General features: G+C 70.0%; 21 protein-coding genes. 12 read left to right on the plus strand and 9 right to left on the minus strand.

The genetic code is table 11. The annotated features are described in order from the left end of the window. Window positions 1-118 precede the first annotated feature (118 nt). On the plus strand, window positions 119-934 hold the full coding sequence (locus tag QGN30_RS11445; RefSeq protein WP_014380542.1) for an IclR family transcriptional regulator: 816 nt from the start codon (window positions 119-121) through the stop codon (window positions 932-934). Here the strand turns inward: QGN30_RS11445 and QGN30_RS11450 are convergent, their stop codons facing one another. From QGN30_RS11450 to QGN30_RS11470, 5 genes are read right to left on the minus strand one after another with little or no spacing between them, the layout of a single operon-like run. Then, window positions 935-1,678: a class II aldolase/adducin family protein gene (locus tag QGN30_RS11450; RefSeq protein ID WP_009952636.1), complete on the minus strand. Its 744-nt coding sequence runs from the start codon at window positions 1,676-1,678 to the stop codon at window positions 935-937. Then, window positions 1,675-2,493: a 3-(cis-5,6-dihydroxycyclohexa-1,3-dien-1-yl)propanoate dehydrogenase gene (gene hcaB, locus QGN30_RS11455; protein ID WP_014380541.1), complete on the minus strand. Its 819-nt coding sequence runs from the start codon at window positions 2,491-2,493 to the stop codon at window positions 1,675-1,677. Before hcaB ends, QGN30_RS11450 begins: the two co-directional genes overlap by 4 nt. Continuing rightward, a complete protein-coding gene (locus tag QGN30_RS11460; RefSeq protein WP_008258372.1) occupies window positions 2,477-2,722 on the minus strand; it encodes a hypothetical protein in 246 nt (81 codons plus the stop codon). Before QGN30_RS11460 ends, hcaB begins: the two co-directional genes overlap by 17 nt. After that, a complete protein-coding gene (locus QGN30_RS11465) occupies window positions 2,719-3,249 on the minus strand; it encodes a 3-phenylpropionate/cinnamic acid dioxygenase subunit beta (RefSeq protein WP_014380540.1) in 531 nt (176 codons plus the stop codon). Before QGN30_RS11465 ends, QGN30_RS11460 begins: the two co-directional genes overlap by 4 nt. Further along, a complete protein-coding gene (locus tag QGN30_RS11470; protein ID WP_248923143.1) occupies window positions 3,246-4,592 on the minus strand; it encodes a Rieske 2Fe-2S domain-containing protein in 1,347 nt (448 codons plus the stop codon). Before QGN30_RS11470 ends, QGN30_RS11465 begins: the two co-directional genes overlap by 4 nt. Window positions 4,593-4,865: 273 nt before the next feature. Here QGN30_RS11470 and QGN30_RS11475 point away from each other — a divergent pair, with 273 nt between their 5' ends. From QGN30_RS11475 to QGN30_RS11495, 5 genes are read left to right on the plus strand one after another with little or no spacing between them, the layout of a single operon-like run. Further along, window positions 4,866-5,837: a Rieske 2Fe-2S domain-containing protein gene (locus QGN30_RS11475; RefSeq protein WP_225346325.1), complete on the plus strand. Its 972-nt coding sequence runs from the start codon at window positions 4,866-4,868 to the stop codon at window positions 5,835-5,837. Then, a complete protein-coding gene (locus QGN30_RS11480) occupies window positions 5,834-6,319 on the plus strand; it encodes a hemerythrin domain-containing protein (RefSeq protein WP_009952625.1) in 486 nt (161 codons plus the stop codon). The genes QGN30_RS11475 and QGN30_RS11480 overlap by 4 nt, the downstream gene beginning before the upstream one ends. Window positions 6,320-6,347: 28 nt before the next feature. Further along, entirely contained in the window at window positions 6,348-7,115 is a 768-nt protein-coding gene (gene pcaH, locus QGN30_RS11485; RefSeq protein ID WP_225346324.1) for a protocatechuate 3,4-dioxygenase subunit beta, read from the plus strand. After that, window positions 7,108-7,728 (plus strand): protocatechuate 3,4-dioxygenase subunit alpha, encoded by a 621-nt coding sequence (pcaG, locus tag QGN30_RS11490; RefSeq protein WP_248923142.1) that lies wholly within the window; start codon window positions 7,108-7,110, stop codon window positions 7,726-7,728. Before pcaH ends, pcaG begins: the two co-directional genes overlap by 8 nt. Further along, entirely contained in the window at window positions 7,725-8,951 is a 1,227-nt protein-coding gene (locus QGN30_RS11495; RefSeq protein ID WP_225325434.1) for a lyase family protein, read from the plus strand. Before pcaG ends, QGN30_RS11495 begins: the two co-directional genes overlap by 4 nt. A gap of 10 nt (window positions 8,952-8,961) precedes the next feature. Here the strand turns inward: QGN30_RS11495 and QGN30_RS11500 are convergent, their stop codons facing one another. The 3 genes from QGN30_RS11500 to QGN30_RS11510 form a co-directional block, all read right to left on the minus strand. After that, a complete protein-coding gene (locus tag QGN30_RS11500; RefSeq protein WP_095562820.1) occupies window positions 8,962-9,225 on the minus strand; it encodes a hypothetical protein in 264 nt (87 codons plus the stop codon). Window positions 9,226-9,406: 181 nt separating this feature from the next. Continuing rightward, on the minus strand, window positions 9,407-9,619 hold the full coding sequence (locus tag QGN30_RS11505; RefSeq protein WP_026071309.1) for a hypothetical protein: 213 nt from the start codon (window positions 9,617-9,619) through the stop codon (window positions 9,407-9,409). Between the two features lie 191 nt (window positions 9,620-9,810). Then, window positions 9,811-10,650, minus strand: coding sequence for a class I SAM-dependent methyltransferase (locus QGN30_RS11510; RefSeq protein ID WP_225331661.1), 840 nt, complete (start codon window positions 10,648-10,650; stop codon window positions 9,811-9,813). A 159-nt stretch (window positions 10,651-10,809) separates the two neighbouring features. Here QGN30_RS11510 and fdxA point away from each other — a divergent pair, with 159 nt between their 5' ends. The 5 genes from fdxA to QGN30_RS11535 are packed head-to-tail and all read left to right on the plus strand — an operon-like array spanning window position 10,810 to window position 13,715. After that, window positions 10,810-11,166: a ferredoxin gene (gene fdxA / locus QGN30_RS11515; RefSeq protein ID WP_043955118.1), complete on the plus strand. Its 357-nt coding sequence runs from the start codon at window positions 10,810-10,812 to the stop codon at window positions 11,164-11,166. A gap of 24 nt (window positions 11,167-11,190) precedes the next feature. Further along, window positions 11,191-11,934 (plus strand): helix-turn-helix transcriptional regulator, encoded by a 744-nt coding sequence (locus tag QGN30_RS11520; protein ID WP_014380532.1) that lies wholly within the window; start codon window positions 11,191-11,193, stop codon window positions 11,932-11,934. After that, entirely contained in the window at window positions 11,931-12,356 is a 426-nt protein-coding gene (locus QGN30_RS11525) for a hypothetical protein (protein ID WP_095763480.1), read from the plus strand. Before QGN30_RS11520 ends, QGN30_RS11525 begins: the two co-directional genes overlap by 4 nt. 54 nt (window positions 12,357-12,410) lie before the next feature. Continuing rightward, on the plus strand, window positions 12,411-12,755 hold the full coding sequence (locus QGN30_RS11530; protein ID WP_009952612.1) for a cupin domain-containing protein: 345 nt from the start codon (window positions 12,411-12,413) through the stop codon (window positions 12,753-12,755). 6 nt (window positions 12,756-12,761) lie between these two features. Beyond that, the gene (locus QGN30_RS11535; protein ID WP_095763479.1) at window positions 12,762-13,715 is read left to right on the plus strand and encodes an NAD(P)H-dependent flavin oxidoreductase; all 954 of its coding nucleotides are present in this window, start codon (window positions 12,762-12,764) and stop codon (window positions 13,713-13,715) included. Between the two features lie 14 nt (window positions 13,716-13,729). Here the strand turns inward: QGN30_RS11535 and QGN30_RS11540 are convergent, their stop codons facing one another. Beyond that, window positions 13,730-14,434 carry a helix-turn-helix transcriptional regulator gene (locus tag QGN30_RS11540; RefSeq protein WP_095763478.1) on the minus strand — a complete coding sequence of 235 codons (705 nt, stop codon included), beginning with the start codon at window positions 14,432-14,434 and terminating at the stop codon, window positions 13,730-13,732. Between the two features lie 92 nt (window positions 14,435-14,526). Between QGN30_RS11540 and QGN30_RS11545 the strand changes: the two genes are divergently transcribed. Further along, on the plus strand, window positions 14,527-14,982 hold the full coding sequence (locus QGN30_RS11545; RefSeq protein WP_009953638.1) for a DoxX family membrane protein: 456 nt from the start codon (window positions 14,527-14,529) through the stop codon (window positions 14,980-14,982). Window position 14,983 lies beyond the last annotated feature (1 nt).

The following is a 14,983-nucleotide window of genomic DNA, read 5'->3' on the forward strand; positions in this document are numbered from 1 at the left end:
GGATGCCTGACCGGCCCACGATCCGCGCCCCAAGGTGCGCGTTTCAATTCGCTTGCGGCGCCCAGGCCCACCGGACGAAACCCACCTGCGTCCGGCGCCAACTGGTTACCGTTGAGCCATGCCACCCAAGCGCGAGCGCGCCGCACGGGATGTCGCCGCGGCGGCGCCCGCCGATTCGCTTGCGCCGCAGTATCCGATCGAGTCGGTCGACAATGCGCTGCGACTGCTGTTGCTGCTGGGCGAACAACCCCAGATCCGGTTGAGCGAGGCGACCCGCTATCTGGGTGTGGCGTCGTCGACCGCGCACCGGTTGCTGGCGATGCTGGCCTACCGCGGGTTCGTCCGGCAAGACCCGGTGTCCAAGGCGTACCTGCCCGGCCCGTCATTGACCGGGGTGGCGTTCGCGATCTTCGGCCGCATCGACATCGCGCGGTCGGCCGCACCCGTCCTGCGCGGCCTCAGCGAACAGCTGCGCGAGACCGTGCACGTCGGCATGCTGGACGGCGCCAGCGTCCGCTTCGTGGCCGCCGTCGAGGGGCCGGCCGCGGTGCGGGTGGCGTCCCGGCTGGGCCGCACGATGCCCGCGCACTGCACCTCGACGGGCAAGGTGATGCTGGCCCAGTTGTCGCCACCGGAATTGCGTGCGCTGCTGCCGCGCGAGCGGCTCGAGCGCATCACCTCGCATTCGATCGCCAGCCGCGCCGAGCTGGAAGCCGAGCTGTCGGGCATCCGCGAACGCGGCTACGCCACGAACCGGGAGGAGAGCGAGGAGGGCGTCGCCTCGGTCGCCGTGCCCATCCCGGCCCGGGCGCCCGGCCTGCGGCTCGCGCTCAACGCCGCCGCGCCGCAACACCGGCTGGACCCCTCCCGGTACCCGGCGGTGGCCGCCGCACTTGTCAACGCCGCCAAGGAGATTGGCGATCAGCTCGGCTAGCTAGGCCGGCGACGACGCGGGCCCCGACGGGAGCCGCGCCACTTCGTGGCGCCAGGCCGCCTCGGCGGTGAGCGCGGGCCCCAGATCCGGCAGGTCCTCCCAGTCCGCGTCGTCGATGTCGCGCAGCGTGCCGCCGGCCGCGCGCACTCGCAACGCCATGCGGGCCAGCGCGTCGAGGCTGATCGCCTGCAGCACCGCCTGCGGCACCGTGGCCGCGGCGCTGGTGATTCCGTGTCCGCGGCAGATCACCACGGGCGCACCGCGCATGGCCGCGACCATCTCCTTGCCCAGCCGCGAATCCCGGATCAGCACGGCGCGTTCGTAGACGGGGACACCGCCGCGCGCCAGCCAGGCGCCGGGAATGTCGTAGGCGCCGTAGATGGGCCGGATCGTGATGCCGGCCAAATCGGCGGCGACCACCGCCGGCGGGTGCAGGTGCGCGACGGCCGTGTGGCGCGGGTCGGCGAGCATTGTCTCGACGTGGATGGGCAGTTCGTTGGGCACCCGGTACCCGTCGAGTTCGCCTGGGGCGCCGGGGCTGCCATCGAATCGGACCAGCCGGATGTCGCTGGGCCGGGTGAACGCCACCCCGTCGTCGGCGTCGCTGCGGCAGCGCACCAGCAGGCGCTCGTCGTCGACCCGCTGGCTCAGGTGGCCGAGGATGCCGTCGACCAGGCCGCGGGCGGCCGCGACGCGGCACCCCTGCGCGACCAGGGTCCGCTGCCGCTCCAGCCGGTCGGTCATGGTTCGGTCCCTTTCGGGTCGGGTTTCGTTGCGCCGAGGCCGAATCCGCCGTCGGGACGCACGGTCTCGCCGGTGATCCCGCGGGAGCGGTCGGACGCCAGGAACACATAACTGAACGCGTGGTCTTCGCCGGTGAGCGCGACGTGCAGGGGAGTGCGGTCCGCCACCTCGCGGGCCCGGCCGGGTCTGTCGTCGAGGCGGGTGTCGCCCAGCCCCAGGCTGGCGAGGCCGCGCAGATCGGTGTTCAGCGTGCCGCCGGGCGCCACCCCGTTGACCCGGATCCCCGGCGCCAACTCGTGGGCCAGCGCCGAAACCAGGCCGCGCACCGCGAATTTCGAGGCGACGTAGAGCGCGCCGCCGCGCCCCGGGTAGAACGACGAGGCGGACTCGGTCAGCACGATCGAGGCCCCTTCCGCGTGCCGCAGCGCCGGGATCGCCGCCTTGACCGACTGCATGTGGCTGAGCACGTTGGTGCGAAACATCTCGTCGAACGCGCCGGGCAGGTCGGGCGGGTCGATGTCGCCGATGCCCCTGTAGAAGTCGAAGATTCCGACGCAGTTGACCAGCGTGTCCAGCCCGCCGAAGGCGTCCACCGCGGCGGTGACGGCCCGTTCGTTGGCGTCGTAGGCGGTCGCGTCGCCCTCGGTCACCGGTGCGTCGGGCAGCTGCGCGCGCAGCGCGGCGCACTTCTCCGGAACCCGTTCCAGCGCGGCGACTTTCGCGCCCTCGGCGCGAAACGCGTCGAGGATGGCGCGCCCGATTCCCGAACCCGCGCCGACGACCAGTGCGCGCTTGCCCTCAAGCCAGCCCGTCATCGCGCTCCTCGGGATCGTCGGGCAGCAGCGGAGCGTGGGAATTGCCGACCATGGCAGCCAGAGTACGGGGGTTCTGCCAGGTCAAGGCCTCGACCTCGAGCGCGTCGAGGGTGATCGACTCCCCGGACCTGGGGGCGCTGATCAGCAGGCGTGACCCGTTGCGGGTGTCGATCCGGCGCACCACGACCTCGGTGAATTCGTTGGCGATCGTGATGGGTTCGTCGCTCATAGGAACACCGCCAGGTTCTGCATCCGTAGCACCGACTCGTCGGCGAGGATGGTGCGCCGCGCCAGCTTGAAGCGATCGCCACACCGGCGCAGGAGGTCCTCGCGCCCGCAGGACAGCAGGGCGGCCTCGTTGACGTCCCCGCGGCTGCGGAACAGCAGCTCGGCCGATTCGACGACCACGTCCTCGGAATCGTCGCACTCGAAGGTGCGCACGTTGGTGATGAAGTGCCGCAGCCGCGACGGCGGGTCCTCGGCCCACACGTGCTCGGTGCCCATCCGCGCGACCCGCTGGGTCAGGGAGTACTTGTCCTCATCGAAATGGGCCATTCCGGGCTCGGGAAAGGGCGACGCGTCGAATCCGGCGCCGCGCGCGGCGGTGACCCGCACCGGCATGGTGTAGCGGACGTCGTCGGTCAGCGTGTCCAGCCACGCCTCATACCGTTGGGCGTCGAGCAGGTACGCCTCGTCCACCAGGAACTGGTGCGCCTCGAGGTGTCGAGCGTCGCTGAAGGGCAGGGGCTTTCTCATGCGCCGGCCCCCTGCAGGTAGTCGGCCCACATGGTCAAAAGCGCTCGCTGGTTGTGCTCGTTGTAGCCGACCTGGGCGCGTCCGGGGCCGTGAAACGCGTTGGGCGCCAACGGCTCGACGACGGGTCGGTCGTCGGCGAGCAGGCCCATGCGGCTGTTCAGCAGCAGCCGCCGCGCCATCGAACCGCCCGCGGTGGTGGTCAGCGACACCCAGTTCTCCACATCGTCCTGTTCGAACATGCCCGTCGACCCGAAGCACATCAGATACGCCTTGTACGAATCCTGTTTGTACTGCGGGGGAGCGGCGGAGTCCACGGCGAACCACGAACACACTTCGGTCTCGTTCTCGCTGATGGGTTGCCACAACCGGATCGAGATGAACGGCAGCACCTCGTGATCGCGATCGCGCACCTTGGGCCAGTTGTGCACGAAACTCAGGTTCGGAAAGCAGGTCGCCGCGGAGATCATGAAGCCGTCCTCGCCGACGACCCGCTGCTGTTGCGGGGTCCACACGTCCTTGATGCGGCCGATCATCTCGGCGGGGTAGCCGACGTAGCGCATCCGCTCCTCGAAGCTGCCGGGGGGCAGTTTGTAGGTGGTGCCCCCGCCGCGGTGCGCCCAGTAGGTGGCGCCGTCCTTGCGCTTCTGGGCTTTCGGCTCGCGGAACAGGCCGATCTCGACGATCGACGCGTGGGTGTGTGGGGTGTGGTACATGTCGCCGGCGAAGTTCTCCGCGCCGATCTTCCAGTTCGCTTTGATCCGCCAGCGCTGCGGCCCTCGCACCTCGACGCCGCCGGCGCTCTGCTTGGTGTAGTAGTCCAGGTAGAACCTGAAGTCGCCCAGGAAGTCTTGCAGCGGTTCGGCATTCGGATCCAGGCTGATGAACAGCAGGCCGTTGTAGCTCGCGAAATTCGGTGCGGGCAACAGGGTTTGGTCCTTGGCGAACCCCTCGTCGCCGCCGTAGGCCTCGCGGTGGAACGGCAGCCCGGTGAGCCGTCCGTCGTTGCGGTAGGTCCAGCCGTGGTACGGGCAGCGGAAGTTGGAGGCGTTTCCCATCTCCGCGCGACAGACCTGCATCCCGCGATGCAGGCACATATTGAACAGGGCCCGCACCTCGCCGGCGGAATCCCGGGTGATGATGAACGAGTCGTCGAGCACCCGGCGCACCACGTAGTCGCCGTCGTGCGGGATTTCGGACTCGTGCCCCACGAACGTCCACGCCCGGCCGAACAGCCGTTCCTTCTCCAGCGCGAACAGTTCCTTGTCGTTGTAGATGTGCGCGGGGATCATCCCGCGGCGCACGTTCTCGAAGACTTCGAGCAATCCGCCGTCCCGGTGCGCCATGACTCCCTCTGATCTACAGAAATACTCTCCGCTCAGAAGAATCCCGCAGTCTTCGGCGCCGGTCAACCGCCGGGCGCCCGCTTCGCCAGGTTGTCCGCAGAATCCTTGGGGCCGATTCACAGGTGGCGCGCAATTACAAGCCGGAAGCCCCCGGCTACCGTGGGTCACGGCGGCGGTTCGGCGTATGTGAGCGCGGAGTAAACTGCCGGTAATCGTTCGGTTTTGCGGTTATTAACCGCTTATTTCCACTGATTTGAGGAAAGGCAGGGTGCGATGGTGGGTCGGCCACGCGGGGGTCGATTGCAGCAGGTCGGATCCAAGGTTCTGGCCGCTATCGGGCGCCAGGAGTGGATGGATCGGCCGAGCTATCGGTTCGAACACCTGCTCAGCTTCGCCTACAACGGGCTCGGCGGCGCCCGCAACACCGTCACCAACGCGCTCAACGGGGTCTGGCTCGGGCACCCGGTGCACCCGCCGTTGGCGTCGCTGACCAGCGGCGCGCTCGGCACGACGGTGGCGCTGGACGTCCTCAGCGTGCTGCCGGGCCAGCCCGCGTCCGAGGTCGTCGACGCCTCACGATTCGCCTCCCGCGCCCTCGGGCTCGGCATCCTGGCGAGCCTGGGCTCGGCCGTCACCGGCGTCACCGACTGGCAGCACACCCACGAGGAGGACCGCCGCGTCGGCGCGGTGCACGGCCTGCTGAACGTCGCCGCCACCGCGCTGTACATGCAGTCGTGGTGGGACCGTCGCAAGGGACGCCACGGGCGAGGCATCGTGCTCACCGCGCTGGGCTACGGCATCACCGTCGCCGGCAGCTACCTCGGTGGTGCGCTGGTCTTCGACTCCGGTATCGGCATCGACCAGTCCGGTCCGCGGCTGCGCACCTCGACGTGGACGCCGGTGCTGCCCGCGAGCTCGCTCAACGGCAAACCGGTGCGCGTCGAGGTCGACGGTGTGGGCCTGGTGGTCTGTCAGACCAAGCCCGGTGAAGTCGCGGCGTACGGAGAATTCTGCCCCCACCTGGGCGCCCCGATGGCCGACGGCTGGATGGACCGCGGCCGGTTGGTGTGCCCCTGGCATGGCTCGTGGTTCGCCGCCGAATCCGGCGAAGTGGTGCGCGGTCCGGCGGCAGCGCCGCTGCCGTGCTACGAGGCCCGGTTGGTCGACGGAGTGGTCGAAGTCCGCGGTGAGCAGCAGCCCGCTGTCGGCGGCGCGATCGGAATCGCTAAAGGAGGAGCCAATTGAACGCCTACGACGTTCTCAAAGAACACCACATCGTGCTCAAAGGCCTCGGCCGCAAGGTCAGCGAGGCACCGCTGAATTCCGAAGAGCGCCATGCCCTTTTCGACGACATGCTGATCGAGCTCGACATCCACTTCCGGATCGAGGACGACCTGTACTACCCGGCGCTGCGCGCGGCCACCAAGCTGATCGCGGTCGCCCACGCCGAACACCGCCAGGTCGTCGACCAGCTTTCCGTGTTGCTCAAGACGCCGCAGAGCGCGCCGGGGTATGAGGACGAGTGGAATTCGTTCAAGACCGTGCTGGAGGCGCACGCGGACGAAGAGGAACGCGACATGATCCCGGCCCCTCCGCAGGTGAAGATCACCGACGCGGAGCTCGAGGAGTTGGGCAACAAGATGGCCGCCACGATCGAGCAGTACCGCGGCTCGGCCGTGCACCGCCTGCGGACCAGGGGGCGCGCGGCGTTGATCCGCGCCCTGTAGGGGAGCATCGAGAGTAGCGTCACGGCTCATGGACGCCGGGTGTGTCGCTTCTCAGGCTGACATCACGGCGGAGATCGCCCGCATCGCAGCGCAATACCCGGGCGGGGCAGGCCCGGCGCACGGCCAGCCGCTCCTGGACTATCCGCCGTACCGCAGCACGACGCTGCGCCACCCCAAGCATCCCCTGGTCGCGATCGATCCCGAGGGCGTCGAGCTCTGGGCGCCGTGCTTCGGCCACCAGGACGTCGACCCGCTCGACGCCGACCTGACGGCCGGGCATCCGGGCGAGCCGATCGGGGAGCGCGTCGCGGTGACCGGACGCGTCTTCGACGAAGGCGGCCGACCGGTGGCCGGTCAGCTGGTCGAGATCTGGCAAGCCAATGCCGCCGGGCGCTACCGCCACCAGCGCGACCAGCACCCGGCCCCGCTCGACCCCAACTTCACCGGCGCCGGCCGCTGCCTGACCGGGCCGGACGGCTCCTATCGGTTCCTGACGGTCAAGCCCGGCCCCTACCCGTGGCGCAACCATCGAAACGCCTGGCGCCCGGCGCACATCCATTTCTCCGTTTTCGGAACGGCTTTCACCCAGCGCCTGGTCACCCAGATGTACTTCCCGGGCGACCCACTGTTCGAGCTGGATCCGATCTTCCAGTCGATCCTCGATCCCGCCGCGCGGCAACGGCTCATCGCCCGCTACGACCACGACCTGACCCAGCCCGAGTACGCGACCGGGTACCGGTGGGACATCGTCCTGACCGGCGGCGCGCACACACCCACCGAGGGCGCACATGACTGAAAATGCCTGCACCCCAGGGCAAACGGTCGGACCCTTCCTCGACCTGGGATTGCCGTACCCCGGTGACAGCGAGCTGGTCGACGACGGCCACCCGCAGGCCATCCGGCTGCACGGCACGGTGTACGACGGCGGCGACGCCGCGGTCCCCGACGCCCTGATCGAACTCTGGCAGCCCGATACCGCGGGACGCATTGCGCGGCAGGCCGGTTCGCTGCGCCGATCCCACGCGTCGATCGCAAGCGCGGCGCTTGCGCCGGGCGCAGCGGGTCGGCGCCATCGATACCCGTCGTTCACCGGCTGGGGGCGCTGCGCGACCGACGACGCCGGGCGCTACGCGTTCACCACGCTGACCCCGGGTTCGGTGATCGACGGGCGCCCGCCGTTCTTCGCGCTCACCGTGTTCGCGCGGGGGCTGTTGAACCGGTTGTTCACCCGCGCCTACCTGCCCGGAGCCGACCCGGACGCCGATCCGCTGTTGGCCGCCGTCCCCGCCGAGCGTCTGGAAACGTTGCTCTGCCTGGCCGAAAATGACGGCGCCGCATACCGTTTCGACATCCACCTGCAGGGGCCGGCCGAGACCGTGTTCCTGGCGTACCGGGCGGACGCGCGATGACGAATCTGCTGTGGCCCGGAGACCATCGAGCCGGCGAGCACATGACCGACGGGGCGCTGCTGGGTTCGATGGTCGCGGTGGAATCCGCGTGGCTGAGCGCGCTGGCGGGCGCCGGCCTGACGGCCGCCGAGTGCGTCGGCGTGGAGCTGCGGAATCTGGTGACCCACGACGACTGCGAGGCCCTCGCGGCCTCCGCCGAAGACGGCGGCAACCCGGTGATCCCCTTGGTGAAGCTGCTGCGCGAGCGCGCGGAGCCGGCCGTCGCGCCGTGGATCCACCGCGGACTCACCAGCCAGGACGTCCTGGACACCGGCCTGATGCTGGCCACGCGCGCGGTCGCCGATGACCTGATCACGCAGCTGAGAGAGCAGATCTCGGCGCTGTCCGAACTCGTCACGCGGCACCGGGCCACGCCGATGGTGGCCCGCACCCTTACCCAGCACGCCGCACCCACCACCTTCGGCGCCAAGGCCGCCGCTTGGCTGAACGGGGTCGTCGACGCCTTCGACCGGATGGCCGCGCTGACCGCGCCCGTCCAAATCGGCGGCGCCGCGGGCACATTGGCCGCCACCACGGAGTTGGCGGCGCTGCTCACCGGCGGCTCCGACCCGGCCGGGGTGGCGGCCGGCGTCGCCGCCGACACGGCAACCGCATTGGGCCTGGCGCCGCGGGCGCCCTGGCACACGGCCCGCGCGCCGATCACCGGCGCCGCCGACGCGTTCGTCGGCTGCACCGACTGCTGGGGCCGCATCGCCTCCGACATCGTCACGCTGGCCCGCCCCGAGATCGCCGAACTCAGCGAGCCGACGGCCGACAACCGGGGCGGCTCGTCGTCCATGCCGCACAAGCGCAACCCCGTGCTGTCCATCCTGATTCGCCGCGCCGCGCTGTCGGCGCCGCCGCTTGCCGCCACCTTGCACACCGCCGCGGCGCTGGCCGACGACGAACGGCCCGACGGGGCGTGGCACGCCGAATGGGACACCCTGCGCACGCTGGGCCGGCGCACCGTGGTCGCGGGATCCCAAACCGCGGAGTTGCTGACCGGCCTGACCGTGCACACGCAGCGCATGGCCGAAAACCTCGATGCCGCAGATGTTTTGGGTGAGCAGCAAGCGATCGCCGAGCTGGTGGGTAAAGACCCGTCACCGACCTACTTCGGCGCCGTCGACCGGCTGATCGACGACAGCCTCGGCCGCGCCGCGCGGGCACTCGCTCAGCGCTGAGTCGCGATTCTCAGTCGGCCACCGCGATCTCGATGGACAAGCACTCACTCAGGGCGTGCGCCGCCGCCCAGTCCCCGCCGCACACGGCGCGCTCGAGTTCGTCGACCAGCGGGCTGTCGGCTCCCAGGTCCGCCAGCCACGCCGACACCGTCGCCGTGATCTGATGGGCGGGCACCCGGGCGATGTGCCCGCGGTGGAGTCGGTCGGTCAACTGGTAGATCGTGGCCGTCGGCCTGCGCTGCGGCCAATGAACCATCCATTTCGGTGAATTCATCGTCCCCTCCCCGCTAGCCTCAACGACTCATCCATCCCCGGCGTCACGTCCAGCTCTAGAGCGCAATAGTACGTCCGTACCAATGCGTGGGTTGTCATTTCGGCCGTCAAAACTCGAACTTTTTCGCGGATTTTGTTCATCGCGGTCGCCTACCTGGTTCTGCAGTAGAAGAGCAGGCCGATCAATGCCGCGCCAATGAGGCACGGCCCGCCCGGGACATGATGCGTTGCAAGACGTTGTGGGACAGGTCGCCGTCGTTGGCCACCCTGGCGAGGCCGCGCCGCCTCAGGAACATGTCGAGCCGCCGGTCGGGTGACCAATCGGCGTAGATGGCGCCGAGGTAATGCGACTGCAGGAAATCCGACGCCAACGCGTCGAGGTCGGAATCCGTCAGCGACGGTGGGCTAGCACCCATGCTCGGCAAGCTCCTTCGTTCTCCCCACAACTGCCGCAGCCAAGTTACGTCAGGGGGCGTCACTAAACCGTCACGCGGAGATTGCGGAACGGGCCCAAACTCGGGACCCGATATCGGAAGCGGCGCAACACCGAACGGCGCAGGCCGTCCCGAAAGCCTTCCGGGGCCGGTCAGCCGGTGGCCGATGCCGCCGGCTTGTGGGCGACGATCGCGACGGCGGCCAGTTGCTTGCGGTGCTTGCGGAACGTGCGGCGCATCGCCAGGACCCGCTTGCGGGCATCGCGGTGCAGGAGCACGTTCCTGGCGAACCGCAGGGCCCCGAACAGGCCCTCGTCGGAGACCAGCCGGCGGGGCTGTAGCAGGGCCATCGGCGCGGTAGTGACGTTGTCGACCACCAATCCGTGCTCGGCGAGCAGTTTCGACCACTCCGCGATCGTCAGCGGCCGCGCGTTCACCTTGATCGAACGCGCGAGCCCCTGCCGGATCTCGGTGCTGATCTCCTCCGACACCGTGTCCGGGATGAGGGCGAGTTCGTGGATCGCGTAGCGGCCTCCCGGCCGCAGCACGCGGGCCGCCTCGGCGACGATGGCCTGTTTGGCCGCGTCGCCCTGCATGGTCAGCATCGCCTCTCCGACGACGACATCGCTGCTGGCGTCCGGCAACCCGGTCTCCGCCGCGTCCGCCACCCGCACGGCGGCATTCGGCGCACCGAGATCGGAAAGCACGCCGCGGACCATGTTGGCCGCGTCCGGGTCGCCCTCGGCGCCGACGTAGGACCGCGGGCCGCGGGCCACGATCTCGGTGGCGGTGCGGCCCAGGCCCGGCGCCAGCTCGACCACATCGGCGCCGCCCAGCTCCGCGCGCGACAGCAGGGTGCGGGTCAGCTCGACCCCGCCGGGGCGCAACACGCGCTTGCCGAGCCGCGCCAACAGCCAATGGCCGGCGACGGCGCTGTCGTCACGGCGCGATGCCGGCAGCGGAAGTTCGGAACCTGCTCGTTGTCCTGGCATCAGTTCTCCTGTCGCGCAGCGCCTTGCGGTGAGGCCAGGGCCAGCTCGTGGTACCCATGGCGCACCGGGGGCGGGGTGTCGATGAGCCTACCGTCGGCCTTCACCGTTCTTTGGCCTCGAACCCAATTTTTACAAGACATGTTGTGTAAACTGTAGCCCATGACTTACGCGATCGGGAAGCCATGCGTCGATGTGATGGATCGCGCCTGCGTCGACGAGTGTCCCGTGGATTGCATTTACGAGGGCGGCCGCGCGCTCTACATTCATCCAGACGAGTGTGTCGACTGCGGCGCGTGCGAGCCGGTTTGTCCGGTGGAGGCGATTTACTACGAAGATGACCTGCCCGAGGACCTCCAGCCGCACCTGGCCGACAATGCAGCATTCTTCGCCGAGACGCTGCCGGGCCGCGACGAACCCCTGGGGTCCCCGGGCGGGGCGGCCAAGGTCGGCCCGCTCGGCGCCGACACACCGCTGGTGGCGGGTCAGCCCAGTGCCGCCCATTCGGACGGGGCTTGAAGGACGAGCAGCGTGAGGGACCCGGTGAAGACCCAGAGAACCCAGAAGACGCAGAAAGCCCAGAAGGCCCGGCAGTTGGAGAAATTCCCGGAGGTTCAGGGTTCGGTCGCGGGCGAATCGGCCGGTCGGCGCCGCGCGGTGATGCGGTTGTTGCGGGCTTCCCCGGACCCGATGAGCATCGCCGGGATCGCCGACGAGCTGGGCGTGCACCCCAACACCGTCCGCTTCCACCTCGACAGCCTGGTCACCGACGGGCAGGTGGAACACGTCGAGCTTGACCGCAAAGGCCCGGGCCGCCCACCGCTGATGTTCCGGGCGGTCCGGCAGATGGATCGCGGCGGGACGCGGCATTACCGGCTGCTCGCCGAGATCTTGACCATGGCCTTCGCCACCGAGCGCGACCCAGGGCCCAAGGCGCTGGCCGCGGGACGGGCGTGGGGGCGGAAGGTGGACGCCGAGCTGCATCCGCGGCCCGACGCCCCCGCCAACGCCGAGGAGGTCATCGCCCGTTTGATCGAGGTGCTCGACGAACTCGGCTTCGCGCCCGAGCGCCGGGTGGTCGACGGGGAGCAACAAGTCGGACTGCGGCACTGCCCGTTCCTGGAGCTGGCCGAAAACCGGTCGAGCGTCGTGTGTCCGGTGCACCTCGGCCTCATGCAGGGAGCGGTGGAAACCTGGGGCGCACCGGTCTCGGTGGACCGGCTCGACTCGTTCGTGGAGCCGGACCTGTGTCTGGCTCACCTGACGCTGCAGGGGGCGGCCAAATGACGACCGGAACCGCGATCGCCGTCGCGCTCACCTTCGTCTGGCTCGGCATGGTGCTGGCCATCTCGTTTTTGGAAGCCCCGCTGAAGTTCCGGGCGCCCAACGTGACGTTGCAGATCGGGCTCGGCATCGGCCGGCTGGTCTTCCGCGCCCTCAACACCGTCGAGGTGGCCTTCGCGCTCGTCATCGGGGCGATCGTGATCGCGGGCCCCATCCCGGCGGGCGTCATCGCGGCGGTCGGCGTCGCCGTCGCCGCGTTGGCCGTGCAGCTGGTCGCCGTGCGGCCCGCGCTGACCCGCCGTACCGACCGGGTGCTGTCCGGATCGGACGGGCCGCGCTCCCGGGCCCACTACGGCTACGTCGCCCTCGAGGCGGTCAAGGTGGCCGGCCTGATCGCGGCGGGGATACTCCTACTGAGCGGTTAACTGCCCACCCTCAAGGCCGTCGGTGAAAGGCCTTGCAACTACGAAGGACTCACAATGGATTCCGTTTCGTTGACCGACCTCGCGTCCGAAAAGCTCGCCGAGGCCAAACAGTCCCACAGCGGACGGGCCGCGCACACGATCCACGGCGGACACAGCCACGAGCTTCGGCAGACCGTGCTGGCCCTGCTGGCCGACCACGACCTCTCCGAACACGACAGCCCCGGCGAGGCCACCCTGCAGGTGCTGCGCGGCCGCGTGCGCCTGACCACCGGCGGCGACGCCTGGGAGGGTAAGGCCGGCGAATACCTTGCGATCCCGCCCGAACGCCATGCCCTGCACGCGATCGAGGATTCGGTGGTCCTGCTGACCGTGCTGAAGACCATCCCCTCGGCGCACTAGCCGCCGATGCTCTCGACGCCCTGGGCAACGAGTTTCGGTCTGCGGGCGCCCATCGTCAACGCTCCGATGGGCGGGGTCGCCGGCGGCCGCCTGGCCGCCGCGGTCACGGCGGCCGGTGGTCTGGGCATGGTCGGCATGGGCAGCGTCGCGACCCGGGAGCTGCTGGCCGAGCAGCTGCGGGGCGTCGACGGCCGGTTCGGCATCGGCCTGGTCGATTGGGTGATGCGCAACGAGGCCGGGCTGCTCGAGGATGCGCTGGCCGCACGGCCCGCCCTGTTGTCGGTCAGCTTCGGAACCGACTGGTCCTGGGTCGCCAAGGCGCATGACGCCGGAATCCCCACCGTCACACAGGTTTACGACAGCGACGGGGCGCGCAGGGCCGTCGACGCCGGCGTCGACATCCTGGTCGCCCGCGGGTCGGAGGGCGGCGGGCACGGCGAGGTCAAGCTGGGGCTGCTGCCGCTGCTGGACGCCGTCCTGGACGCGGTCACGGTGCCGGTGCTGGCCGCGGGCGGTGTCGCCTCGGCGCGCAGCCTGGCCGCCGTGCTGGCCGCCGGCGCCAGCGGGGCGTGGGTGGGGACCCGCCTGTCGGCCTGTCCGGAGGCGCTGACCGGCGACGCCGGCCGCCGGGCCCTGGTGGCCGCCACCGAAACCGACACCGCGGTCACCCGGGTCTTCGACGTCGCCAAGGGGCTGCCCTGGCCGGCGCGATTCCCGTCGCGGGTGCTGGCCAACGAGTTCGTCGAGCACTGGACCGGTCACGAAGAGGCGCTGGACCCGGCCGCCTGCGAGGAGCTGGCCACAGCGATCGCCGCCGGGGACTGCCGGATCGCCCCTGTCGACGCCGGTCAGGGCGTCGGGATGATCCGCGACGACGCGTCGGTGCTCGAGGTCATCGACGAGATGTGCACGGGCGCGGCACGGTTGCTGTCCGGCTGGGGGACATCAGAGCCGGCATAGGGCTCGCTCGCGGCCTACGCGCGGCCGGGCGCCAGCACGACGCAGCACCGGTCGGGCCCCGGGCAGAGCCGGGCGTTCGGGCCGTGTGGCGCCAGCGCATCGGCCACGCCGCTGATCAGCGCGTGGTTCATGGTGCAGGCCAGCTCCGTCTGCTCCTGCGCCAGGGCGTGGAACGGGCAGTTGGCGAGCTCGACCTCGCCGTCGCCGTAGCGGGGCTCGTAGCCGTGCCGGCTCAGCAGCTCCACCGCGCGCCGAAGCGCGCCCGCGGCGTCGGCGGGCGCTCGCGCGCCGGCCCGCGCCCCGATCGCGCGACCGTAGTCACGGGCCACCCGGTTCAGGACGCTGGTGACCGGTTCGCCGGTGCCCGCCGACCGGGCGATCGCCGTCGCCATCAAGCGGCCCGCCAGCTCGTACTCCCGCTGCGGAAGGCTGACCGCGATGTCGCGGCCCGCCCGGCGATACAGCTTGGCGGTACGCCCGGCGCCGGGGCCCGAGCGCCCGGTCACGCGCGCGAAATCGGTTTCCAGCAGGCCCTCGGCGGTGAGCCGGTCCAGGTGGAACTTGGCCTGGTGGTGGGGGATCCCGACGGCGTCGGCCGCCTGGTCGCGGGTCACGGGCGCGGGCTGGTCGCACACGAACTGATACAGGCGGTGGCGCACCGGATCGGCGAGCGCCCCGATGCCGGCGGCGTCGCGCTGCAGGTGCTTCCCGTCGTCCATTCCCGCGCCATTTCTAACAGACAAAATGCTTGACGCTACAGTCTACACGCTCTACCGTTCGATTTATTATCCGTTAGAAATGGAGGCACCCTATGAGCACCAATCAAGTCAGCGCGACGCCCACCCTCGCCGAGCAGCTACGGGACCCGGCCTATTCGGCCTACCTCGCGCTTCGCACCGTGTTCACGATCGCGCCGATCGTGTTCGGGTTGGACAAGTTCTTCAACCTGCTGACCCACCCGCATCACTGGAGCATGTATCTGGCCGGCTGGATCGACGACCTGGTGCCCGGAACGGCCGATCAGTGCATGTACCTCGTCGGGATCATCGAGATCGTGGCCGGGGTGGTGGTGGCGGTGGCCCCACGGCTGGGCGCCTGGGTCGTCGCGGCCTGGCTCGCCGGGATCATCATCGACCTGGTCACCGGGCCCGGGTTCTACGACGTCGCGTTGCGCGACTTCGGGTTGTTCGTGGGCGCCATCGCGCTGGCCCGGCTGGCGCAGGGCGTGCACAGCGGCAGCATCGGGCGCGGCATCGCGGCCCGGTAGC

This window comes from Mycobacterium sp. 3-98, from assembly GCF_035918355.1.
Classification (GTDB): domain Bacteria; phylum Actinomycetota; class Actinomycetes; order Mycobacteriales; family Mycobacteriaceae; genus Mycobacterium; species Mycobacterium intracellulare.